Annotated in this window: 20 protein-coding genes; 12 read left to right on the forward strand and 8 right to left on the reverse strand. The window is 71.1% G+C overall.

Annotation, left to right across the window (positions count from 1 at the left end; genetic code table 11):
- Position 1: 1 nt before the first annotated feature.
- Positions 2-922 carry an A/G-specific adenine glycosylase gene (locus ABZX79_RS36050; RefSeq protein WP_355267695.1) on the reverse strand — a complete coding sequence of 307 codons (921 nt, stop codon included), beginning with the start codon at positions 920-922 and terminating at the stop codon, positions 2-4.
- Positions 923-1,194: 272 nt separating this feature from the next.
- Here ABZX79_RS36050 and ABZX79_RS36055 point away from each other — a divergent pair, with 272 nt between their 5' ends.
- Positions 1,195-2,094 (forward strand): hypothetical protein, encoded by a 900-nt coding sequence (locus tag ABZX79_RS36055; protein WP_355267698.1) that lies wholly within the window; start codon positions 1,195-1,197, stop codon positions 2,092-2,094.
- 57 nt (positions 2,095-2,151) lie between these two features.
- Here ABZX79_RS36055 and disA read toward each other — a convergent pair whose 3' ends face one another.
- Positions 2,152-3,276, reverse strand: a complete 1,125-nt coding sequence (gene disA, locus ABZX79_RS36060; protein WP_069927610.1) for a DNA integrity scanning diadenylate cyclase DisA — start codon at positions 3,274-3,276, stop codon at positions 2,152-2,154.
- 90 nt (positions 3,277-3,366) lie between these two features.
- Positions 3,367-4,782, reverse strand: a complete 1,416-nt coding sequence (gene radA, locus ABZX79_RS36065; protein ID WP_355267703.1) for a DNA repair protein RadA — start codon at positions 4,780-4,782, stop codon at positions 3,367-3,369.
- 172 nt (positions 4,783-4,954) lie between these two features.
- Between radA and ABZX79_RS36070 the strand changes: the two genes are divergently transcribed.
- Positions 4,955-6,694, forward strand: coding sequence for a hypothetical protein (locus ABZX79_RS36070; protein ID WP_355267706.1), 1,740 nt, complete (start codon positions 4,955-4,957; stop codon positions 6,692-6,694).
- 211 nt (positions 6,695-6,905) lie between these two features.
- Here the strand turns inward: ABZX79_RS36070 and ABZX79_RS36075 are convergent, their stop codons facing one another.
- A complete protein-coding gene (locus tag ABZX79_RS36075) occupies positions 6,906-7,736 on the reverse strand; it encodes a hypothetical protein (RefSeq protein WP_355267709.1) in 831 nt (276 codons plus the stop codon).
- Positions 7,737-7,777: 41 nt separating this feature from the next.
- Between ABZX79_RS36075 and ABZX79_RS36080 the strand changes: the two genes are divergently transcribed.
- The 4 genes from ABZX79_RS36080 (at position 7,778) to ilvD (ending at position 12,328) form a co-directional block, all read left to right on the forward strand.
- Positions 7,778-8,710 carry a Ppx/GppA phosphatase family protein gene (locus ABZX79_RS36080; protein ID WP_355267712.1) on the forward strand — a complete coding sequence of 311 codons (933 nt, stop codon included), beginning with the start codon at positions 7,778-7,780 and terminating at the stop codon, positions 8,708-8,710.
- Between the two features lie 34 nt (positions 8,711-8,744).
- Complete coding sequence (locus tag ABZX79_RS36085; RefSeq protein ID WP_215133646.1) at positions 8,745-9,563, forward strand: sugar phosphate isomerase/epimerase; 819 nt, start codon at positions 8,745-8,747, stop codon at positions 9,561-9,563.
- Positions 9,560-10,198 carry a TetR family transcriptional regulator gene (locus tag ABZX79_RS36090; protein WP_355267715.1) on the forward strand — a complete coding sequence of 213 codons (639 nt, stop codon included), beginning with the start codon at positions 9,560-9,562 and terminating at the stop codon, positions 10,196-10,198. Before ABZX79_RS36085 ends, ABZX79_RS36090 begins: the two co-directional genes overlap by 4 nt.
- 279 nt (positions 10,199-10,477) lie before the next feature.
- On the forward strand, positions 10,478-12,328 hold the full coding sequence (gene ilvD, locus ABZX79_RS36095) for a dihydroxy-acid dehydratase (protein ID WP_355267718.1): 1,851 nt from the start codon (positions 10,478-10,480) through the stop codon (positions 12,326-12,328).
- A gap of 76 nt (positions 12,329-12,404) precedes the next feature.
- Here ilvD and ABZX79_RS36100 read toward each other — a convergent pair whose 3' ends face one another.
- Entirely contained in the window at positions 12,405-14,594 is a 2,190-nt protein-coding gene (locus ABZX79_RS36100) for a serine/threonine-protein kinase (protein WP_355267751.1), read from the reverse strand.
- Positions 14,595-14,719: 125 nt separating this feature from the next.
- Here ABZX79_RS36100 and ABZX79_RS36105 point away from each other — a divergent pair, with 125 nt between their 5' ends.
- On the forward strand, positions 14,720-15,037 hold the full coding sequence (locus ABZX79_RS36105; RefSeq protein WP_355267720.1) for an SH3 domain-containing protein: 318 nt from the start codon (positions 14,720-14,722) through the stop codon (positions 15,035-15,037).
- A 35-nt stretch (positions 15,038-15,072) separates the two neighbouring features.
- Positions 15,073-15,579, forward strand: a complete 507-nt coding sequence (locus tag ABZX79_RS36110) for a hypothetical protein (protein WP_355267723.1) — start codon at positions 15,073-15,075, stop codon at positions 15,577-15,579.
- A gap of 69 nt (positions 15,580-15,648) precedes the next feature.
- On the opposite strand, the gene ABZX79_RS36115 is transcribed toward ABZX79_RS36110, so the two are convergent.
- On the reverse strand, positions 15,649-17,349 hold the full coding sequence (locus ABZX79_RS36115) for a SulP family inorganic anion transporter (protein WP_355267726.1): 1,701 nt from the start codon (positions 17,347-17,349) through the stop codon (positions 15,649-15,651).
- Positions 17,350-17,645: 296 nt separating this feature from the next.
- Between ABZX79_RS36115 and ABZX79_RS36120 the strand changes: the two genes are divergently transcribed.
- The 3 genes from ABZX79_RS36120 (at position 17,646) to proC (ending at position 20,150) form a co-directional block, all read left to right on the forward strand.
- Positions 17,646-18,434: an ABC transporter ATP-binding protein gene (locus ABZX79_RS36120; protein ID WP_355267729.1), complete on the forward strand. Its 789-nt coding sequence runs from the start codon at positions 17,646-17,648 to the stop codon at positions 18,432-18,434.
- Positions 18,431-19,168 (forward strand): ABC transporter permease, encoded by a 738-nt coding sequence (locus tag ABZX79_RS36125; RefSeq protein WP_355267732.1) that lies wholly within the window; start codon positions 18,431-18,433, stop codon positions 19,166-19,168. Before ABZX79_RS36120 ends, ABZX79_RS36125 begins: the two co-directional genes overlap by 4 nt.
- Positions 19,169-19,340: 172 nt before the next feature.
- Positions 19,341-20,150 carry a pyrroline-5-carboxylate reductase gene (proC, locus tag ABZX79_RS36130; protein ID WP_355267735.1) on the forward strand — a complete coding sequence of 270 codons (810 nt, stop codon included), beginning with the start codon at positions 19,341-19,343 and terminating at the stop codon, positions 20,148-20,150.
- A 200-nt stretch (positions 20,151-20,350) separates the two neighbouring features.
- Here proC and ABZX79_RS36135 read toward each other — a convergent pair whose 3' ends face one another.
- Entirely contained in the window at positions 20,351-20,941 is a 591-nt protein-coding gene (locus ABZX79_RS36135; protein WP_355267738.1) for a cysteine hydrolase family protein, read from the reverse strand.
- A gap of 74 nt (positions 20,942-21,015) precedes the next feature.
- Between ABZX79_RS36135 and ABZX79_RS36140 the strand changes: the two genes are divergently transcribed.
- Positions 21,016-22,041, forward strand: a complete 1,026-nt coding sequence (locus tag ABZX79_RS36140) for a helix-turn-helix domain-containing protein (RefSeq protein WP_355267741.1) — start codon at positions 21,016-21,018, stop codon at positions 22,039-22,041.
- Here the strand turns inward: ABZX79_RS36140 and trpS are convergent.
- Positions 22,008-23,006, reverse strand: coding sequence for a tryptophan--tRNA ligase (gene trpS, locus ABZX79_RS36145; protein WP_355267744.1), 999 nt, complete (start codon positions 23,004-23,006; stop codon positions 22,008-22,010). The genes ABZX79_RS36140 and trpS overlap by 34 nt on opposite strands.
- Positions 23,007-23,610 lie beyond the last annotated feature (604 nt).

Consider the following 23,610-nt stretch of genomic DNA (forward strand, 5'->3'; position numbering starts at 1 on the left):
CTCATCCCACAGGAAGCCGGTAGACGCCGTTCTCCAGGGGCTCCACGAGCCCGTCGGCGACCAGCCCGTCCAGCGCCCGCGCCCGTTGCACCGGCTCGTGCCACACCGCGTCGAGCGCCGCCTGCGGCACCGGATCGACCGCGTCCCTGAGGACGGCGAGGAGCTTGCCGCGCACCTGGCGGTCCGTACCGGCGTACGTCTGACCGCGCCGCGGCGCCCCGACGTGTGCCGGTTTGCCCGCCAGCCGCCACGCGCACTGCTCCGAGACCGGGCAGCGCCCGCACTCCGGGCTCTTCGCGGTGCACACGAGCGCGCCCAGCTCCATGGAGGCGGCCGCCCAGCGGGCCGCCCGCGCCTCGTCGCCGGGGAGGAGGGAGCGGGCGAGCCTGCGCTCGGCGGCGGTGGTGGCGTTCGGCGGGTACTGGATGCCGGTGACCGTACGGGCGAAGACACGCCGGACGTTCGTGTCGAGGACCGGGTGCCGCTGTCCGAACGCGAAGGAGGCGACGGCCGCGGCCGTGTACTCGCCGATCCCGGGCAGGGCCAGGAGCTGGCCGTGGTCGCTCGGTACGTCGCCGTTGTGCCGGTCCCTTATCGCCACGGCCGCGCCGTGCAGCCGCAGCGCGCGGCGCGGATAGCCGAGCCTGCCCCAGGCGCGGACCGCTTCACCGGGGGCGTCGGCGGCCAGGTCGGCGGGGCGCGGCCAGCGTCGCATCCACTGCTCGTACACCGGCAGGACCCGGCTGACCGGCGTCTGCTGGAGCATGAACTCGCTGACCATCACGGCCCAGGCGCCCGCTTCGGGACGGCGCCAGGGGAGGTCGCGGGCGTTCGCGTCGAACCACGCGATGACGGGGGAATGGAGGGCCGCGGTGGCGGCGGCGTCGGTCGCGTTCGTGGTGATCTCGCTTGTCGCAGTCATGGCACTACCGATCCTGACATGTTTCTGCGCGTGGCCGGACGAGGCTCGGCCGCTACCACCGCGCGCGCGGCGAACTCTTCGTATCGGCAGACCACTTCAGAATCCGCTTCCGGGACGGCCGCCCGGCCGTCACATGGGGCGATCGTCGGGCGCCGGACCCGACGAAAGACAGGGGCGGACCGCGGCGGTGCGGAATGATGATCGTGGAAAGTTGGGGGCTGAGGCGGCGGGTGGGGCAGGAGTTGGCCGCGATCTCTCGTACAGTTTGCGCCGTGGGATCTATGCGCAATCCAGTCGGGCCGCTTCCCTCCTCCATTTACTGGCGCCGGAGGGCAGTCGCGCTGTCCCTGCTGGTGCTGCTCGCACTGGTGATCCTATGGATCGTCATGTCCGCGGGCGGCAAGGGCGACAAGAACGACGGCGCCCACAGCGGCGCCACACCCGCGCCGTCCACCATCACCCCCGGACCGGACTCGTCGGGCCCAGCCATCACCGAGGACCCGGGCGGCCGGGACGAGCCGGGCGGCGCGGACAGCGGAGGCGCCGACAACGGCGGAAGCGGCAGCAGCGACGGTGACGGCGGCGGTGGCGGTGGCGAGGACGGCGGCGATGCCGGTACGGACCCGGGCAGCGGCGGTGACGGCGCCACAGGCAGCGGCGGCGCGGGTGACGGCGGCGGCGACGGTTCCGGCGAAGACGGCGGCGCGGGAGCGGGCGGCGGCAGTGGCTTCGGCGGCAGTGGCGGCGGTGGCGGTCAGCGCGTACCGGCCGGCTCCAGCCTCCCCAACTGCAACGCGTCCACGGTGGAGTTGTCCCTGCGCAGCGTCAAGAACGAGTACGAGCCCGGCGAGAAGCCCAAGTTCGAGCTGATCGCGGAGAACGTGTCGGGCGCCGCCTGCAAGGTCGACTTCGGGCCGAAGGCCGCCGTGCTCACGATCACCGACGACGACAACAAGACGGTGTGGTCCTCGAAGGACTGCCCGCAGGCACCCGGCAGCATGCTGCTCCGCGTCCCCGCGCACAGCACCATCAAGCACACCGTCGAATGGGACCTCAAGCAGAGCGAGCCGAAGTGCGAGACGCCGTCCGAGGCGTCCGTCGGCGAGGGCACCTACCTGCTGGAGATGCCGGGCGCGAAGTCCCCGGCGACGTTCACCCTGAAGAAGGACTAGCGCAGAGGGCCGGTCCCGGTCCTGCGCCCCGGTCCTGCGGACCGGACCGTCGCGCCCTCAGACGTAGCGTTCCAGGATCGACGACTCCGCCAGCCGGGACAGCCCCTCGCGCACCGACCGCGCCCGTGCCTCCCCGACGCCGTCGACCGTCTGCAGGTCGTCGACGCTCGCGGCAAGCAGCTTCTGCAGGCCGCCGAAGTGCTCGACGAGCCGCTCGATGATCGCGCCCGGCAGGCGCGGCACCTTGGCCAGCAGCCGGTAGCCACGCGGCGAGACCGCCGCGTCCAGCGTCTCGGGCGAGCCGCTGTACCCCAGCGCCCGTGCGACCACGGGCAGTTCGAGCAGCTCCGAGTGGGGCAGCGCGTCCAGCTCGGTCAGCGCCTCGTCGACCGTGCGGGAACGCTTCGCCGTCGGCTCCGGCACGTAGTCCCGTACGACCAGCTCGCGCTCCGGCTCGACACCCGCGATCAACTCGTCGAGCTGGAGGGAGAGAAGGCGTCCATCGGTGCCCAGCTCCACCACGTACTCGGCGATCTCGGTGGCGATACGCCGCACCATCTCCAGGCGCTGCGCCACCGCCGTCACGTCCCGGACCGTCACCAGGTCCTCGATCTCCAGCGCGGACAGCGTGCCCGCGACCTCGTCGAGGCGGAGCTTGTAGCGCTCCAGGGTGGCCAGGGCCTGGTTCGCGCGGGACAGGATCGTCGCCGACTCCTCCAGGACGCGGCGCTCCCCGTCGACGTACAGCGCGATCAGTCGCATGGACTGCGACACCGAGACGACCGGGAAGTTGCACTGCTTGGAGACGCGGTCCGCCGTGCGGTGGCGGGTGCCGGTCTCCTCCGTCGGGATCGACGCGTCCGGTACGAGCTGGACACCGGCCCGCAGGATCTTGGTGATGTCCTTGTCGAGGATCAGCGCGCCGTCGAGCTTGCACAGCTCGCGGAGTCTGGTCGCGGTGAACTCCACATCCAGTACGAAACCGCCGGTACACATGGATTCGACGGTTTTGTCCATACCGAGGACGATAAGACCGCCGGTGTTGCCGCGGAGGATGCGCTCCAGGCCGTCGCGCAGTCCCTTGCCGGGCGCGACAGCGCTCAGCGAGGCGCGCATCAGCGCTTCGGTGCCCGAGCCTCCGCCGGACTTTCCGGATGCTGCTGCCCGGTCGATGGCTGCCACTGCACTCCTCCGGTCACACGGTTGCGGTGCCCTTGGGGCACTGAACTTCGCCTCGCGTACTCGTACGGGTGGGCGAGACCAGGGCAAAGTCTACCGGCGCTGTTCCTCACCTTGTGGGGCCTGTGCACGAGAGCGCCGCGGAAGGACCCTGAGGGCGTCTCCCATGTCGGCCACTTCGATGACCTTCATGCCGGCCGGGACCTTCCCCGGGTCGGTCGGGACCAGGGCGTGCGTGAAGCCGAGACGGTGCGCCTCGGCGAGCCTGCGCTGGACACCGGTGACCCGTCTGACCTCTCCCGCGAGGCCCACTTCGCCGATCGCGACGAGGTTCTTCGGCAGCGGGGTGTCGCTGGCCGCGCTGGCGAGCGCGAGCGCGATGGCCAGGTCGGCGGCGGGCTCGGTGAGCTTCACGCCGCCCACCGTCGCGCTGTAGATGTCGCGCTTGCCGAGGGCGGTGATGCGGCCGCGCTGCTCCAGCACGGCGAGCATCATCGACACGCGCGAGGTCTCCAGGCCCGATGTGGTGCGCCGGGGGGACGGAATCTGCGAGTCGACCGTCAGCGCCTGCACTTCCGCGACGAGCGGCCGGCGCCCTTCGAGCGTGACGGTCAGGCAGGTCCCCGGGACAGCCTCGGCACGCCGCGTGAGGAAGAGACCGGAGGGATCGGCAAGGCCGGTGATGCCTTCGTCGTGCAGCTCGAAGCAGCCGACCTCGTCGGTCGCGCCGTAACGGTTCTTGACTCCCCGTACGAGCCGCAGGCGCGCGTGCCGGTCGCCCTCGAAGGACAGCACGACGTCGACCAGGTGCTCCAGCAGGCGCGGCCCCGCGATGGCGCCGTCCTTCGTGACGTGCCCGACCAGGAGCGTCGACATGGCGCGCTCCTTGGAGGCCCTGATGAGCGCGCCCGCGACCTCGCGGACCTGGGCCATGCCGCCCGGCGCGCCGTCGATCTCGGGCGACGCGACGGTCTGGACGGAGTCGAGCACGAGAAGAGACGGCTTCACGGCGTCGAGGTGCCCGAGGACGGCGGACAGGTCGGTCTCGGCGGTGAGATAAAGATGATCGTTGAGCGCGCCGATCCGGTCGGCCCGCAGCCGCACCTGGCTCGCGGACTCCTCGGCCGTGACGTACAGCGTGCGGTGGTCTTCGCTGGCCGCCTTCGCGGCGACGTCCAGCAGCAGCGTCGACTTGCCGACGCCGGGCTCGCCTGCGAGCAGCACGACGGCGCCGGGGACCAGACCGCCGCCGAGGACACGGTCCAGCTCGTCGACGCCGGTGGAGCGGGCGGTGGCGGTGCGGCCGTCGACCTGGCCGATGGGGAGCGCGGCGGTGCTCACCCGGCCGGCCGCTGTCGTCCGTACGGCGGGCGCGCCGGTTTCCTCGATCGTCCCCCAGGCCTGGCATTCGGGGCAGCGGCCGAGCCATTTGGCGGTCGTCCACCCGCATTCGGTGCAGCGGTAGGACGGCCGGTCCTTGGCGGATGAACGAGATGTACGGGCAGCCATGGTGGTGACCGTACAGGCAGGCTCTGACAGTCGTTCGCCACTCGTCCGCCACCCGTTCGCCACGGCCGGAATCCCCGGTTCCTGTCCCCTTTTGAGGGAAGTGTTCACCCGTACGGGTTAAAAGTGCTCAAGGGGTACGAAGTGACGTGCCTCCTCTGCCTACGGTCGCCGGGTGACAAGCAGCAGGCTGGAGCCCCCTACGCACACCACCGGCGCACACCGGGCGCAAAGCCGTGCGCCCCGGCCCACGCTCGCGCAGGCCCCCCCGAGTCCACAGGCCCCGCCGACCCGGTACGAGCCGTACCTGGACGGCCTGTTCACCTACTGCCTGTCCGTGCTCTGCGACCACGACGCGGCGACGGCGGTGCTCGGTGACGTACTCGCGATCGCCGAGCGGCAGCACGGACGTTGCCCGTCCCGCGAGCCGGAGCGCAAGGCCTGGCTGTACGCGCTGGCGCGGTGGGCGTGCCTGCGCCGGGTCGCGGAGCAGAAGCGGCGCAGGCAGGGGGCGCACGGCGGCCACCGCGCCCACGCCCCCGACCCGGTGAGCGCCGCGGCCGTACCGGATGAGACCGCCGTACGCCGACAGCGCGAACTGGCCCTCCTGGCGTGGCCCGAGGCGGCCGGCACCACCCCCGAGCAGCGTGAGTCGCTGGAGCTCGCGGTACGCCACGGGCTGGGCCCGCGCGAGGTCGCCGCCGTCCTGGGCATGGGCTACCCCGCCGCCCGCGAACTTCTCGCCGCCGCGGCCTGCGAGGTGGAGCGGACCCGGGCCGCGCTCGCCGTCGTGGAGAGCGGCAGCTGCCCGATCGTCGCCCGGCTGACCGGCGACAACCAGGTGCTGCTCGGCGCGGCCCTGCGCCACGAGCTCGTACGGCATGTCGACGACTGCCCGCGCTGTCGGCGCTTCGCCGAGCGGACCGGGGCCGGCGGGCCCTGGCCGGGTACGGTCGCGGCGCCGGCCACGCTGCCGGTGGTCGGGGCGCCGCGCGCGGCGGCGTACGCGGCGATGGCGAACGTCCCGCGGGCGCGCGCGGGTGCGCCCCGCTTCGACCGCGACGGCTTCCCGCTGGACCCCAAGGACCATGCCGCGCGGCGTGACCGGCTGCGGACCAGGGCGGTCACGACGACGGTCGTCGCGACCGTCGTCGCCGCCCCCGTGTTCGCGCTCTGGGCGGCGTACCGGGGCGCACCGCTCACCGGCGAGAGCCACGGCGGCGCGTCGGTCACCGCGAGCGAGGCGGACGATCCGGAAGGCCTCGGCGGCGGCGAGCACAACGGCCCTGGAGGCCCCGGCGGGCCGGCGTACGAAAACACGGGCAACGCCCGCACCACTCCCGAACCCGACTTCACGGTGGGCGGCCGGTCACCTGACGTGTCGGTTGAGGTCGTCAGCGGCGGTACGTCGATGCCGGGCCGGCCCGGGGAGGCCGGGGCGGGGCGGCTGACGGTGGAGGCGAGATCCGCGGGCAGCACGACGGTCCTCACCCTGACCGCGACGGGTGACTCGCCGGTGTCCTGGTCGGCGTGGACGAACGCGCCCTGGCTCTACCTGAGCCAGACGTCGGGCACGCTCGATCCCGGCCGGTCGCTCACTCTGTACGTGTCCGTGGATCACGAACGGGAGCCGGCGGGGGCGTGGCGCGCGCGTATCGGGGTGGACCCGACGGGTGCGGTGATCGCGGTGCGGGGCCACGGCCGGCCCACATCGCCCCCCTCGAACCCGGACCCGCGGCCGTCGACGCCGCCGCCACCGCCGTCCCCGGACCCGACGCCGCCGCCGACGTCCCCGGACCCGACCCCCACAGAGTCGACGCCACCGCCGTCCCCGGACCCGACCCCGACAGAGCCGACGACCCCGCCCCCGTCCTCGGACCCGACCCCGACAGAAGCGACCTCACCGGCGCCGTAGGCGGGGGCCCTGGGGCTCCGCCCCAGACCCCGCTCCTCAAACGCCGGAGGGGCTGAGAGCTGCCGCAAGCGGCAAATCCAGCCCGTCCGGCGTTTGAGGACACGCCCGAAGGGCGTCTGTAGTGGTCTGGGGGCTGGGGCTTGCCCCAGTTCGGGAAGGGGCGGGTCGGGGAAAGCCCCGCGCAGCGGCCCACCCGCCTCCAGCCCGCGCCCTACGCGGACGGGGCCGGATCCGCCGGATGCGGCGCCATGGGAAGCAGCGACGACAGTCGCTCCTCGCACAGCTCCACCAGCCGGTCGTACGCCGCCTTCCCCATCAGCTCCGTCAGCTCCGGCCGATACGTCACGTACACCGGATCCCCCGCACCATGCGCAGACGTCGCAGACGTGCACCACCAGTGCAGGTCATGCCCCCCAGGACCCCAGCCCCGCCGGTCGTACTCGCCGATCGAGATCTGCAGCACGCGCGTGTCGTCGGGCCGGTCGATCCAGTCGTACGTCCGCCGCACCGGCAGCTGCCAGCAGACGTCCGGCTTCGTCTCCAGCGGCTCCTTGCCCTCCTTCAGCGCCAGGATGTGCAGCGAGCAGCCCGCGCCGCCCGCGAACCCGGGCCGGTTCTGGAAGATGCAGGAGCCGTCCCACCGGCGCGTCTGGCGTTCGCCGTCGTCGTCGGTCTGGGTCCAGCCCGACTCCGTACCGACATCGTGGAACTGCCACACGTCAGGGGTGAGGCGAGCCACATGCCCCGCGACCCGCTTCTCGTCGTCCTCATCCGAAAAATGCGCACCGAGGGTGCAGCAGCCGTCGTCGGCGCGCCCCGCCTCGATCCCCTGGCAGCCGCTCCCGAAGATGCAGCTCCAACGTGACGTCAGCCACGTCAGGTCGCAGCGGAAAACCTGCTCGTCGTCGGCGGGGTCGGGGAACTCCACCCAGGCGCGGGCGAAATCGAGCCCGCCCTTCTCGTCCTGGGCAGGAGGGAGCGGCGGAGTTGTCTTCGGCGGTTTCACGGCTTTGCCCGGCTTCGCCTTTTTCGTCTTGGACACGGGGCCAAGGGTAAGCGCGCCGCCGCAGTAGCGTTCCGCATATGAGACTCGGAGTCCTCGACGTGGGTTCGAACACGGTTCATCTGCTGGTGGTCGACGCGCACCCCGGCGCCCGCCCCCTGCCCGCCCACTCGCACAAGGCCGAGCTTCGCCTCGCCGAGCTCCTCGACGCGGACGGGGCCATCGGCGCCGAGGGCGTCGACCGCCTCGTGGCCACGATCGGCGACGCGCTCCAGGCAGCCGAGGACAAGGGATGCGAGGACGTCCTGCCGTTCGCGACCTCCGCCGTGCGCGAGGCCACCAACGCCGACGATGTGCTGGCCCGGGTGAAGAGCGAGACCGGCGTCGACCTCCAGGTGCTGACCGGCGCCGAGGAGGCGCGGCTGACCTTCCTCGCCGCCCGCCGCTGGTTCGGCTGGTCGGCCGGCAAGCTCTTGGTCCTCGACATCGGCGGCGGCTCCCTGGAGATCGCGTACGGCATGGACGAGGAGCCCGACGCCGCCGTGTCGCTCCCCCTCGGCGCGGGCCGCCTCACCGCCGGCTGGCTGCCGGGCGACCCGCCTGACCCGCAGGACGTGAAGGCGCTGCGCCGTCACGTACGGGCCGAGATAGCCCGTACGGTCGGCGAATTCGCCCGCTTCGGCAGCCCCGACCACGTCGTCGCCACCTCCAAGACCTTCCGGCAGCTGGCGAGAATCGCGGGCGCGGCCCGCTCCGCCGAAGGGCTGTACGTACAACGTGAGCTCAGTCGCAAGTCGCTGGAGGAGTGGGTGCCCAAGCTCGCCGCGATGCCGGCAGCCCAGCGCGCCGGCCTCCCCGGTGTCTCGGACGGCCGCGCCGCGCAACTGCTGGCAGGAGCCCTGGTGGCGGAGGGCGCGATGGACCTTTTCGGTGTGGAGACGCTGGAGGTCTGCCCGTGGGCACTGCGCGAAGGCGTCATCCTGCGCCGCCTGGATCACCTGCCGACCGCCTGACGCCCACCCCGCGACGGCCCGTACGCTGTCCCTCGTGGCAGAACCAGTGGTGCGCATCCCTGATGCGAAGGTCGCGCTGTCCACGGCCTCCGTGTATCCGGAGTCGACGGCGACGGCCTTCGAGATCGCCGCACGCCTCGGCTACGACGGCGTCGAGGTCATGGTGTGGACGGACCCCGTCAGCCAGGACATCGAGGCGCTGCGCAGACTCTCCGACTACCACGGCGTCCCCGTCCTGGCCGTTCACGCACCCTGTCTGCTGATCACCCAGCGCGTGTGGACCACCGACCCGTGGACGAAACTGCGGCGCGCGCAGGCGGCCGCCGAGAAGCTCGGTGCGTCGGCCGTGGTCGTACACCCGCCCTTTCGCTGGCAGCGGCAGTACGCCCGGGACTTCGTGAACGGAATCTGGCGGATGGCGGACGAGACCGACGTCAGGTTCGCCGTCGAGAACATGTATCCGTGGCGCTACAAGGACCGCGAGATGCTGGCGTATGCCCCCGAGTGGGACGTCACCAAGGACGACTACCGGCACTTCACCGTCGACCTCTCCCACACCGCGACCGCCCGCACCGACACCATGGCCATGGTCGACCGGATGGGCGACCGGCTCGGGCACGTCCACCTCGCGGACGGAAAGGGTTCGGCGAAGGACGAGCACCTCGTCCCCGGGCGCGGAAACCAGCCCTGCGCCGAGCTCCTGGAGCGCCTCGCGCTCAGCGGCTTCGACGGCCATGTCGTCATCGAGGTCAATACGCGGCGGGCCATGTCGTCCGCCGAACGCGAGGCCGACCTCGCGGAGGCCCTGGCCTTCACCCGGCTGCACCTTGCGTCCCGGGTCTCGCAGCAGTGAGCGACAGCGGTACGTCGCAGGAGCCCGCCTCCGAGCCCCGCCGCCGAGGCCGCCCGCGCCGCTCGCCCCAGGACGCCGGCCCGGGCGCCCGCGAGCGCATCCTCCAGTCGGCCCGCGACGAATTCGCGGAGCGCGGCTACGACAAGACCTCCATGCGCGGCATCGCGAAGGCGGCGGGAGTCGACGCGGCGCTCGTCCACCACTACTTCGGTACGAAGGACGACGTCTTCGCGGCTGCCATCGAGATGTCCTTCGAGCCGGCGACGGCGGTGCCCGCGGTCCTCGGCCAGGGCGGCACGGACGGCATCGGCGAGCGGCTGGCCCGCTATTTCATCGGCGTATGGGAAAACCCGGCGACCAGGGCCCCGCTGCTCGCGGTCGTACGGTCGGCGCTGACGAACGAGACAGCGGCCAAGGTTCTGCGTACGTTCGTGCTGCGCCGGCTGCTGGAGCGGGTGGCGGCCGAGCTCGACGTACCGGACCCGACATTCCGGGCGGAGCTCGCGGCCTCGCACATGGTCGGGATCGCGATTCTGCGCTACGTGATCAAGGCGGAGCCGCTGGCTTCGGCGGATCCGGAGCGGATCATCGAGATGGTGGCCCCGACGCTCCAGCGGTACCTGACGGAGGCATAACGGGCGTGACAGGCGTGACAGGCGTGACGGGCATGACGCCGGCGCGCCCCGCGTCGTAACCCGGCCGTGATCCGGGACACCACCCGGACGCGCCCCGATGCGCCACCCGGGACGCCGGCCGAGACCTGACGCGGTACCTGCCCCGGGTCGTGACCGAAGGCTGAGCGCGCCGTCCCGCATATCGGACGACCTGTCCAGATCGTGGATCCGAGGCGTACGCTCGAAGCTACTCTCGTAAGTGAGCCTCGTACGTCCCATCTGCCTAAGGAGCGAGCGACGATGCCCGAGCTGAGGTCCCGCACAGTCACCCACGGCCGCAACATGGCGGGCGCGCGCGCCCTTATGCGGGCGTCTGGCGTAGCAAGCGCGGACATCGGCAAGCCGATCATCGCGGTCGCCAACTCCTTCACGGAGTTCGTCCCCGGGCACACGCACCTCGCGCCGGTCGGCCGGATCGTCTCCGACGCGATCCTGGCGGCGGGCGCCGTCCCCCGCGAGTTCAACACGATCGCCGTCGACGACGGCATCGCGATGGGCCACGGCGGAATGCTGTACTCGCTGCCCTCCCGCGACCTGATCGCCGACTCCGTCGAGTACATGGTCGAGGCGCACTGCGCGGACGCGCTGATCTGCATCTCGAACTGCGACAAGATCACGCCGGGCATGCTGATGGCCGCGCTGCGCCTCAACATCCCCACGATCTTCGTCTCCGGCGGCCCGATGGAGGCCGGCAAGGCCACGCTGGTCGACGGCACCGTCCGCAAGCTCGACCTGGTCGACGCGATGTCGGACGCCGTGAACGACAAGATCTCGGACGAGGACATCCTCCGTATCGAGGAAAACGCCTGTCCGACCTGCGGCTCCTGTTCCGGCATGTTCACCGCCAACTCGATGAACTGCCTGGCCGAGGCCATCGGCCTGGCCCTGCCCGGCAACGGCTCGGTCCTCGCCACGCACACCGCCCGCAAGGCGCTGTACGAGAACGCCGGCCGCACGATCGTCGAGATCACCAAGCGCCACTACGAGCAGGACGACCTGACCGTCCTGCCGCGCAACATCGCCACCCGCGCCGCCTTCGAGAACGCCATGGCGCTCGACATCGCGATGGGCGGCTCCACCAACACGATCCTGCACCTGCTGGCCGCCGCCCAGGAGGCCGAGCTCGACTTCGGCCTCGACGACATGGACGAGGTCTCGCGCCGCGTCCCGTGCCTGGCCAAGGTCGCCCCGAACGTGGCGCCGGGCGGCACGTACTACATGGAAGACGTCCACCGGGCCGGCGGCATCCCCGCCATCCTCGGTGAGCTCTACCGCGGCGGCCTCCTCAACGAGGACGTGCACACCGTCCACTCCGCCACCCTCGCCGAGTGGCTGAAGACGTGGGACGTGCGCGGCGGCTCCCCGTCCGACGAGGCCGTCGAGCTGTGGCACGCGGCCCCCGGCTGCGTCCGCTCCGCGACCGCCTTCTCGCAGTCCGAGCGCTGGGACACCCTGGACACGGACGCCGAGGGCGGCTGCATCCGCTCGGTCGAGCACAAGTACTCCAAGGACGGCGGCCTCGCCGTCCTCAAGGGCAACCTCGCCGTCGACGGCTGCGTCGTGAAGACCGCCGGTGTCGACGAGTCGATCTGGACCTTCGAGGGCCCCGCCGTCGTCTGCGAGTCGCAGGACGAGGCCGTCGACAAGATCCTCCGCAAGGAGATCGAGCACGGCGACGTCGTCGTCATCCGCTACGAGGGCCCGCGCGGCGGCCCCGGCATGCAGGAGATGCTCTACCCGACGTCGTTCCTGAAGGGCCGCGGCCTCGGCAAGACCTGCGCGCTCGTCACGGACGGCCGCTTCTCGGGCGGTACGTCGGGCCTGTCCATCGGCCACGCCTCCCCGGAGGCGGCGTCGGGCGGCACGATCGCGCTCGTCGAGGACGGCGACCGTATCCGCATCGACATCCCGAACCGTACGATCGAACTCCTCGTCTCGGACGAGGACTTGGCAGCCCGCCGCGAGGCCCTGGGCGGCGTGTACGCCCCGAAGAACCGCGAGCGCAAGGTCTCGGCGGCCCTGCGCGCGTACGCCGCGATGGCCACCAGCGCCGACAAGGGCGCGGTGCGGGACGTCTCGAAGCTGGGCTGAGGTGTGTGCGGCCCCGGTCCGCGATCAGCGGGCCGGGGCGAGCCCGGCTCCGCCCCGCCTGCTTACCGCTCACTGCTCACCAGCGGCTGGGGTCCCGGGCATCCACGGCGAAGACCGACCCGTCGGGGGCAGTGGCGAAGACCTTGCCGGCGGCGGGGACGGGGGCGGGGAAGACGGTGGTGACCGTGTCGGTCTCCTCGCCCATACGGGGCCTGGTCTGCCCCAGCAGCGCCCCGTCGGCGGCGTCGACCGCCAGCAGCCGCCCGTCCGCCGCGGCCAGATAGACGCGGCCCCCGCTCGCGACCGGCCGTGAGGCACGGCTCACCGTTGTCTCGAGCCGCCACCGCTGGGCCTGCTGCGCGCTTCCGGCGCTGCGGGTGTCGACGGCGACGAGGGAGCCCGATCCACCGAAGATGTACGCCGTGTCTCCGCGCACGGTGGCCTGCGCCTGATTGACCGGCGTGACGAGAGGGATGCGGCGCGCGGTGCGGTCCTTGATGTCGATGCGGACGACCGCGCGCGTCTGGGTATCGGTGTCACTGGACAGCAGAAACAGAGCTTCGCCCGAGGCCCCGACCGGGTTGAGCACCCCATTCAGCCGCTGCTCCCACAGCATGGTGCCGCTGTCGGGGTCGACCGCGCGGACGGTGCTGACCGTGCCGTCCGCAGCCGGCGTAACGGCGAAGACGGGCCCTTGGGGGCGGCCGGGCGACGACATCCACAGCGTGCCGATCCCACCGTGCGGCCGAGTCCAGCGCACCTCCCCTCTGGTGCTGCTGACGGCCTTGACGGTCCCGTCGCCCGATGCCACGAGAAGCACGGACTTCGCCGCGAGAAGGGCCACGGGCCGCCCGGCGAGCTCGATGCTCCAACGACGCTTGCCGGACTTCGGATCGAGGGCCTCCAGGCGGTCCCCGCCGGGCGCGACGACATGCAGCAGCCCGCCCGAGAACACGGGCGCGCTCCCGTCCCAGGCCGGCTGGGAGGTACTGGCCGACTTCTCCGACCAGCTGACGCTGCCGTCGGCGGGGTTCAGGCGGGAGGCCTGGATCCCGGGGGCGTTGCAGTAGAGGGAGCTGGCCGCGTACGAGCAGACAGGCGCGGTGCTCCCACCGCCTTTCCCGCCCCGCAGGGAGACGCTCCAGGGGAGAGCGTCCGCCCCCGTGCCGGACTGCTGCACGGCCGGAGCGGTTTCTGGGCGGCCGCCGCCGTCCGCCAGCGTGCGTACACCGAGTGCCCCACCCAGGATCAGGGAGGCCAGCGCCACGGCGAGGACCACGCGCCGGCGACCGCGCCCGCGAGCGGGGGACGGCACAGCGACCGAGCCGGATTCCGCCTCGGAATTGTTGGAATTGTTGGAAGTGTCCGCCGTCGCACCCTCCGCCCGGCTGGGGATCCGCTGCGCGGGTATGAAGGCATGGGTGTCGTCCCCGGTCGGGTACGCGGCGGACCGCAGTGCCGTCATCAGCGCGTCAGGCGTGGGCCGGTCGGCGGGGTCCTTCGCGAGGCAGAGGGCGAACAGCGGGGCCAGATCCTCGGGAACGCCCGTCAAGTCCGGCTCTTCATGGACGACTTGGTACGCCACGATGTACGGGCTGTCGGAGTCGAACGGCCCACTGCCGGTCGCCGCGTGGACCAGCACGGACCCCAGCGCGAACACGTCTGCCGCGGGCCCCACCTCGCGCGGGCGCTGGAACTGCTCGGGCGCCATGAACGGCGGCGTACCGATCAGCTTGCCCGTCTCCGTACGCAGATCACTGTCCGTCGGCCGGGATATGCCGAAGTCGATGACCTTGGGCCCGTCGGCGGCCAGTAGCACATTGCTCGGCTTGAGATCGCGGTGCACCACGCCGACGCGGTGGATGTCGCGCAGCGATTCAGCCAGTCCCGCACCGAGCCTGAGCAACTCCTCCGTACCCAGCGGGCCATTCCGCTTGACGCGTTCGGCGAGCGTGGGCCCCTCGACGAAGAGGGTGGCCATCCAGGGGCGCTCGGCATCCGTGTCCGCGTCGACGACGGGCGCGGTGAAGGCACCGCTCACCCGGCGGGCGGCGGCGACCTCTTGCCGAAAACGTGCCCTGAACTCGGGATCCTGGGCGAAGTCGGCGTGCACCACCTTGACGGCGAGCCGCAACCCCGAGGCAGACGTGGCCAGATGGACCACACCCATGCCTCCCGAGCCCAGAATCGACTTGAGCCGATACTGCCCGGCATATTCCGGATGCTCCGCTTCCGGTCCCGTCCCGGTGCTGCGCAGCGGCGGCATCGTCCACCCCCGTGTGTTCGTCCGCAAGCGCGACGCACGGAGCCTAGTCGATGATGCGTGCGATGTCGGTGCGGCTTGCTAGCCTGCGCGGCGTACGGAAATGAACATCCACGGGGGAGGGCCCAATGGCCATCGGAGACACCGAAACAAACGCCGCAGGCGCCGACGAAGAGGTCGCCACGCTCGACGCGTCAGTGGTGCTGTACCCGGTCGCTCCCGGCTACCGGGTGAACGTACGCAGCGGGCCGGGCACCAACTACCGGATCGTCAAGGTCCTGCCGTACGGCGCACGCGTCCCGATCAACTGCCAGAAGCCGGGCGAGAGGATCACGGGCCCGTACGGGACCACGAACCTCTGGGACAACATCGCCAACGGCCAGTTCGTCGCGGACGCCTACATCAACACCGGCAGTGACGGCTACGTAGCGCCGCGCTGCGCCTGAGTTCCATCCCGCCCGCTCCGGGGATAATCGACCCCGTGAGCGAAAACCCCGACGGCACCCCGACCGGCCCGCAGCCCGAGCCCATCCGTTTCTTCGGTACGACCTGGCTGAACCATGACAACGGCTACGGGCTGCGCCGGGCCGGCGTCGCCGTCGGCTCGCTGGCAGCGGCGGCAGCCGGATGCTTCGTCCTCCGCTTCGCCTACCAGGGCCTCGCGATCGCCGACGTCGGCGGCTTCGTCAGCATCCTGGTCGTCGCCATGTTCGCGATCTGCAGCGCGATCGCCTTCCGCCGCACCTGGCAGGGCTACGCACGTCGCCCCGACCCCGCCACCGAGGCGTCGCTGCGCAGCCTGAAGGGCATCGGCTTCATCGGCTCACTCCTCGCGTACTTCTTCCGCTCACTCACCGAGGCCCCGGGCGAGAAGCTGCGCCGAAGCGAGTACGAGACGGCCCTCACCCAGTACGAACGCCGCCGCCACTCCCGCACAGGCAACCCCGCAGCCCGCAAGAAGCCCCCCAAGCGACGCCGCTCGAACTGACCCCGCCGGCCGCGGGCCGACCGGGCGCCGGTCCGCCCCGCGGCGGAGCCCGGCTACCCCGGCCCCATTTCAGCCCGTCCGGCGTTTGAAGACCGGGGTCTGGGGCGGAGCCCCAGTTACGGGAAGGGGGCGGGTAGGGGAAGCTCCGCCGGACATCCACCCCCGACCGCGATCACGCCACCCCAGCGCCGAAGCCACCCCAGCGCCCTCGTCGCCCCCCGCCTTGGAACCAATGCCGGCCGCGCCCCGAGGAGCCACACCACCCGCAGCCGCACCACCCGCACCCCCAGAACGCGTACCCCCCGCCTCCACCCCACTCCGCGCCGCCCACCCCTCCAACGCCGCCGCGCACGCGTGATCGACGTGTCGCAGACCGTCCAGGTCCAGCTGTACGGGGCGGTCATGCGGCACCGCCTCCAGCGCGTCCATCAGCTTCGGCAGCCGCAGGAACGTCGCACTGCCACGCACCCGCACCCGAAGCCCGTCCACCGCGCCCAGATCCTCCGTCTCCACATGCACCTGACTGGTGTCCCACGCGGTCTTGGCGACGGCCAGCAGCAACCCCACCAGCACCCCTTCGAAGAGGTTCGTCACCACGATCGCCCCGGCCGTGACAACCAGCACGACCACCTCACCCCGATGCTCCCGCCACAGCGGCACCAACTCCCGTACGGGAATCAGCTTCCAGCCCGCGTGCACAAGAACCCCCGCCAGCGCCGCCACCGGAATCACCCCGAGCGCCGCTGGCACGGCGGCCGCGAAAACCAGCAGCCACACCCCGTGCAGCACCCGCGAGGCCTTCGTGCGCGCACCCGCCCGCACATTGGCGACGCTGCGCACGATGACGGCGGTCATCGGCAGCGCCCCGAGCGCCCCGCAGACCGTGTTGCCCGCTCCCTGTGCGATCAGCTCCTTGTCGTAATTGGTCCGCGGCCCGTCGTGCAGCCGGTCGACAGCCGTCGCGCTGAACAGCGACTCGGCCGACGCGATCAGCGCGAACGCCAGCACCGTCCCGACAACCCCACCCCAGACCCCGACCCCGCCCCCCACCAGCCGCGCAAATGAATCGGCCCCCGGCGGCTGCACGGCGTCCAGCAGCCCATGCACCTCGACGCGCCGCACCGGCAGATCCAGCACCGCCGTCACCACCGCCGCCAGCGCCACCGCCACGAGCGGCGCCGGCGCCACACGGGCCGCCGCCCGCCACCGGGGCCACCCGACGAGCACCGCAACGGTCCCCACCCCCAACGCGGCAGCGGCAACCCCAGAGCCGCCAGCCCCACCACTCCCACCACCCCCAGCAACCCCCCCAACCAACTCCACCAGCCCCAGCACCTTGGCCACCCCACCCGCAGGCGCCTGCGCATCGGCCATCGCGTACACCTGCCCGGTCACCAGCACCAGCCCGATCCCGGCGAGCATCCCCTGTACGACGGCGACGGAAATCGCCCGGAACCACCGCCCGAGCCCCAGCACCCCCATGGCCACCTGCAGCAGCCCGGCGGACACCACCAGCACCCCGAGCGCGGCGACGCCGTACCGCTGAACGGCTTCGTACACGAGCACGGTGAGCCCGGCCGCCGGACCGCTGACGTGCAGGCTGCTGCCCGGGAGCGCTCCCGCGACGAGCCCGCCGACGATGCCGGTGATCAGGCCGAGCTCGGCCGGCACGCCGGAGGCGACGGCGACGCCCACGCACAGCGGCAGTGCGACGAGGAAGACGACGAGAGAAGCGGTGAAGTCGGTACGGCGCAAGGACAGGCCACGCACACGCAAAAGGAAACCTCCGTCTGGACGACGAACTCAATCCTCCAGCACAGGAGTTGGACATCCCAGGACTTTCCGTTACGCATCGGTGCCCACTGAAGCGCGAAGGAGGCGGATGCTCCGCTTCCGATCACGCCGCCGCCCGCCTGCGCCGCCCCGCACTCCCGCACGCCGCCTCTGCCCCCTACCCGCGCCCCCGAACGCCACGAGACGAGGCGGGGCGAGGCGAGGCGAGGCGAGGCCACCCCTCACCCCACGAGGTTCTTGACGCGCAGACCCACCCGGAGGATATTCAACACATGATGAATTATTCGCCGGGACCCGCCGCCACGGCAGAGGGGTCCGCCGTGACCGCCCACGGCCTCACCGTCGTACGCGGCGCCCGCACCGTCCTCCGCGGCCTCGACTTCGCCGTACCCCGAGGCAGGATCACGGGCCTCCTGGGCCCCTCCGGCTGCGGCAAGACAACCCTCATGCGAGCCATCGTCGGCACCCAGGCCAAGGTCACCGGCACCCTGAAGGTCCTGGGTCACCCGGCAGGCGCAGCCGCCCTGCGCCCCCGCATCGGCTACGTGACCCAGGCGCCGTCCATCTACTCGGACCTGACCGTCCGCCAGAACCTGGACTACTTCGCAGCAGTCCTCCAGCCGGGCCGCAACCACCGCGAAGCCCGCCACGACGCTGTCACCCGGGCCATCGAGGACGTCGACCTCACCTCGCACGAAACGGCCCTGGCCGGCAACCTCTCCGGCGGCCAGCGCAGCCGCGTATCCCTGGCCGTAGCACTCCTCTCCACCCCCGAACTGCTGGTCCTCGACGAACCGACCGTCGGCCTCGACCCAGTACTGCGCCGCGACCTGTGGAACCTCTTCCACACCCTGGCGGACCGCGGAACCACCCTCCTCATCTCCTCCCACGTGATGGACGAGGCCGAGCGCTGCCACCGCCTACTGCTCATGCGCGAGGGCGAGATCCTGGCCGAGGACACCCCCGAAGCCCTCCGCGACCGCACACACACCGCCACAGTCGAAGCGGCCTTCCTCCACCTGGTGGACGAGGCCAATTCCCGCCAGGAGACGCTCCGATGAACGCTTCCCGCACCTTCGCCACCGCAGCCCGCGTCCTGGCCCAACTCCGCCACGACCGCCGCACGATCGCCCTGCTGCTCTTCATCCCGGTAGTGATGATCACGCTGCTGCGCTTCGTCTTCGACGCGTCACCGCAGACCTTCGACTCCATCGGGGCATCGCTCCTGGGCATTTTCCCGCTCATCACGATGTTCCTGGTGACGTCGATCGCCACGCTGCGCGAACGCACCTCGGGCACCCTCGAACGCCTTCTCGCCATGCCCCTGGCCAAGGCCGACCTGATCGCGGGTTACGCCCTGGCCTTCGGCGCCCTGGCCGTAGTCCAATCAGCCGTAGCCACCGGAGTCTCCCTCTGGCTCCTGGGCCTCGACGTAGTCGGCTCCCCCTGGCTCCTGCTCCTCATCGCCCTGCTCGACGCGCTGCTCGGCACAGCGCTGGGCCTCTTCGTTTCCGCCTTCGCCGCGTCGGAGTTCCAGGCGGTCCAGTTCATGCCGGCGGTGATCTTCCCGCAGCTGCTCCTGTGCGGCCTGTTCACCCCGCGCGACAAGATGCAGCCGGTCCTGGAGGCGATCTCGAACGTGCTTCCGATGTCGTACGCCGTGGACGGCATGAACGAGGTCCTGCGCCACACGGACGTCACGGTCACCTTCGTCCGCGACGCCACGATCGTCGCGACCTGCGCCCTCCTGGTCCTCACCCTGGGAGCAGCCACCCTCCGCCGCCGCACGGCCTGACTCACCCGTGCGGCGGCAGCTGGAGCCCGTCCGGCGATTGAGGACAAAGGGGGCCTGGCGTCCCGCCCACCGGACACCCCACTCCCACCCCACACGCCCGGTGCGAGGATGTCACCGGACGCAAAGAACACATACGCACCCCCATCACAGCCCCACCGGCGAGGTGAACCGCATGACCCAGACAGTCGCATTCCTCGGCACCGGAAAGATCGGCGAGGCCCTGCTCAGCGGAATGATCCGAGCCGGCTGGCGCCCCGCAGACCTCCTGGTAACCGCCCGCCGCCCGGAGCGAGCCGAAGAACTCCGGACCCGCTACGGCGTAGAGCCGGTGAGCAACGCCGAAGCCGCCAAGCGCGCCGACACTCTCATCCTCACGGTCAAGCCCCAGGACATGGGCAAGCTGCTCGACGAGCTCGCCCCCCACGTCCCGGCCGACCGCCTCGTCATCAGCGGCGCAGCCGGCATGCCCACTTCGTACTTCGAAGAGCGCCTCGCCCCCAACACCCCCGTCGTCCGCGTTATGACGAACACCCCCGCCCTCGTGGACGAGGCGATGTCCGTCATCTCGGCCGGCACCCACGCCACGGCCGAGCACCTCCTCCACACCGAGGAGATCTTCGGCGGCGTAGGCAAGACGCTCCGCGTCCCCGAGTCCCAGCAGGACGCGGCCACCGCCCTCTCCGGCTCCGGCCCGGCGTACTTCTACTACCTCGTCGAGGCGATGACCGACGCGGGCATCCTCCTCGGCCTGCCCCGGGCCCAGGCCCACGACCTGATCGTGCAGGCGGCCATCGGTGCGGCCGTAATGCTCCGGGACAGCGGCGAACACCCGGTAAAGCTCCGCGAGGCAGTGACGTCCCCGGCCGGAACCACCATCAACGCGATCCGCGAGCTCGAAAAGCACGGTGTACGAGCCGCCCTCATCGCCGCCCTGGAAGCAGCCCGCGACCGCAGCCGCGAACTCGCCTCAGGCAACGGCTAACCGCACCGGAGCCGGATCCGCCGCCCGAGCCCGAGCCACCGCCCGAGCCCGAGCCGGGGCCAGCGCCGAGCCGGAGCAACAGCCAGCGCGAAAGCCAACGCGAAAGCCGGAGCCAGAGCCGGCGCGAAAGCCGGAGCCAGAGCCGGCGCGGTAGCCACGGCCGTAACCGTGGCCAGCGCCACCCCATGAGCCGGCCACGGCTACACGGACGCCGCCGCCCGCACCAACTCTTCCGTCCCCACCACCCGTGCGAACTCACCGTCGTGCAGCGACACGGCAGTGGCCCGCGCCAGCTCCTCCGCGCCGAGCGTCCACCCCCACGGCCCGACCCCGTCGAAGGTGTACGTCGCGTCCAGCGCGAAGAACACCTCGTACCCCAGGTTCCCGCCCATCCGAGCCGTCGTCTCGGCGCACATATTCGTCTGAATCCCCGCCACGACGATCTGCCGCGCCCCCACCCCCTTCAGCCACGCATCGAGATCCGGCGCACCGTAGAACGCCGAGTTCACGCTCTTCGTGACGAACAGCTCCGCCCCCGCCCCCTTCCCGCGCCGCTCCTCCACGTATTCCTTGAACCCGTTGCCCTCGTAACCCACCCGCAACGGCGAATCAGGCTTCGCCGAGTCATGCCGTACGAAGACGACCGGCCGCCCCGTCGCCTGCCATGCGTGGATCAGCGCGGCGATGTTGTCATCGGCCGCCGGATTGTTCCGCGGTCCCCAGTGCTCCCCCTCCTCGAACCCCTTCTGTACGTCGACAACAACCAGCGCTGCGTTCTCTGCGATCTCCATACCGACGATGCTGCCGCCCGCCACCCACCCCGCCCATACAGCAGGAAGCCATCGACCGATGGTTTACTGCCACGGTGACTCCCCGAGCGACGCTCCCAAGCCGCCCCATCGCGCTCCTCACCTTCCCGGGCATCCGCGCCTTCGACGTCTCCGTCATCACCGAGGTCTGGGGCGTCGACCGCACCGACCGCGGCGTTCCCGCCTTCGACCTCCGCCGGGTTGCCGTCGACCACACCCCCGTCCCCATGCGCGGCGGTCTCACCCTCACCCCGGACCGCACCCTCGACTGGCTGCGCGGTACGACCGGACGCGCCGCCCCCGACCTGATCGTCGTCCCGGGCCTCGACGACCACCTCACGCCGGCCCCGCCCCCGGTCCTGGACGCTCTCCGCCAGGCTCACGCCCAAGGAACGCCCATCGCCGCGCTCTGCGGTGGCGCTTTCACCCTCGCCCAGGCCGGCCTCCTCGACGGCCGCCGCGCCGTCACCCACTGGAACCTCACGGACCTCCTCCGAGCCCACCACCCCCACGTCACCGTCGTCCCCGACGCCCTCTTCGTCGAAGACGACAACATCTGGACCTCCGCCGGAACCGCCGCCGGCATCGACCTGTGCCTCCACCTGGTCCGTACGACGCACGGCGCCGAAGCCGCCGCAACCATCGCGCGCTCGATGGTCACCGCCCCGTTCCGCACCGGCACCCAGGCGCAGTTCATCGAGCACCCCACGCCCAGGGCGGACCGCGACGCCGACACCCTCGCCTCCGTACGCGAATACGCCCTTCGTCACCTGGACGAACCGCTCACCATCAACGACCTCGCAGCCCGCGCCGGCATGTCCCCCCGCTCCTTCGCCCGCCACTTCTCAGCGACCACCGGCACCACCCCGCAGCGCTGGCTCATCACCCAGCGCCTCGCCGCCGCCCAGAAGCTGCTGGAACGCACCGACCACCCCATCCCCGAAGTCGCCCGCCGCGCGGGCTTCGGCAGCGAGGTGACCATGCGACAGCACTTCGCCACCCACCTCGCCACAAGCCCACGCGACTACCGCGCCGCTTTCCACCGCCCTCAGCCCGCAGGCAGCAGCCCAATCGCCCGATAAGCCGCGTCCACCGTCGGCCGCGCCATCCCCCTGGCCCGCTCAGCCCCCTCCCTCAGAACCTGATCCACATATCCGGGATCGGCCGCCAGCTCCGCATGCCGCTCCCGCACCGGCCGCAGCAGCTCGACGACAGCCTCCGCGGTGTCCTTCTTCAAAGCTCCGTACGACTCATATACACCGGCCAGCTCCTCGGGGTTCCCACCCTCACAAGCCGAAAGCACATCGAGCAGATTCGCGACCCCGGGCTTCTCCTCCCGGTCGTACTCCACCTCGCGCCCGCTGTCCGTCACGGCCCGCATGATCTTCTTCTGTACGATTTCCGGCTCATCGAGCAAATAGACGATCCCCGCCGTGGCCGCGTGCGACTTGCCCATCTTGGAAGTCGGCTCCTGAAGGTCCATGATCCGCGCGGCGACTTCCGGATGCGTGGCTTTCGGCACCACGAAGGTGTGCCCGTACCGCTGGTTGAAACGGACCGCCAGATCCCGCGTCAGCTCCACATGCTGCGTCTGGTCGTCACCCACAGGGACCTCATCAGTCCCGTACGCCAGAATGTCCGCGGCCATCAGCACCGGATAGGTCAGCAGCGACAGCCGCACACTCTCCCCGGCCGCCCGCGCCCGCGCGCTCTTTTCCTTGTACTGGATCATCCGCCGCAGCTCGCCGTCGGTGGCCGTGCATTCCAGTACGAACGAGAGCCGCGCGTGTTCATCCACATGGCTCTGTACGAACACGGTGCACAGCGCCGGATCCAGCCCCGCCGCCAGGAGCAGCGTCGCAGCCTGCCGGCTGAGCCTGCGTACCCGCGCCGGATCGTGCTCCACGGTCAGCGCGTGGAGATCCACGACGCAGAACAGCGCGTCGGCACGGTGCTGATCGGTCTCGGCCCACCGTCGTACTGCCCCGAGATAGTTGCCCAGCGTCAGGTGCCCGGTCGGCTTGACCCCGCTGAAGATCCGCGTCATCTCTCTTGCCTCCTGATAGGAGCCGCCGCCACCAGCGGCCGGCCTCCCGGAGGGGGAAACGCGAACGGCCGCCGAAGCGGCGGCCGTTGAGTGCATACGTGTGGGGGCGGCCGCCGTCAGGCGGCCCGCCATCCCTGGGTGCACGTACGCGAAGTCATGGGGCTCACTCTAGCGGCGCAGGCCGCGGTTGACAGGGGATTGACGCCTCCGTAGTGTTCTCCGAGTTGTCCGACGTGAGCACCGGCCCCGGTCGGCCCCGGACAGCCATTCCGCAGGAACCACTGAAGCGAACGACAGTTGTCGTCCCACTTTTGTGCGCGCTTGCGAAATGAGGAATCCGCGTTCGAAGGAACGCCACCCCGATTAGCTCGGGAGCCAGGATTCCGCTAAAGTCTCATCCGTCGGAACGGCTCAACAGCCGGAAAGGCAAACCCCGCTGACTGGGAGTCAGGCCCGAAAGGATCTGATAGAGTCGGAACCGCCGGAAAGGGAAACGCGAAAGCGAAGACCTGGAAAGCACCGAGGAAGTCGGACACGAAAGAGTCTGATAGAGTCGGAAACACGAAATACCGAACGAAAGCCCGGAGGAAAGCCCGCGAGGGTG

This window comes from Streptomyces sp. NPDC002994, from assembly GCF_040611155.1.
Lineage (GTDB): Bacteria > Actinomycetota > Actinomycetes > Streptomycetales > Streptomycetaceae > Streptomyces.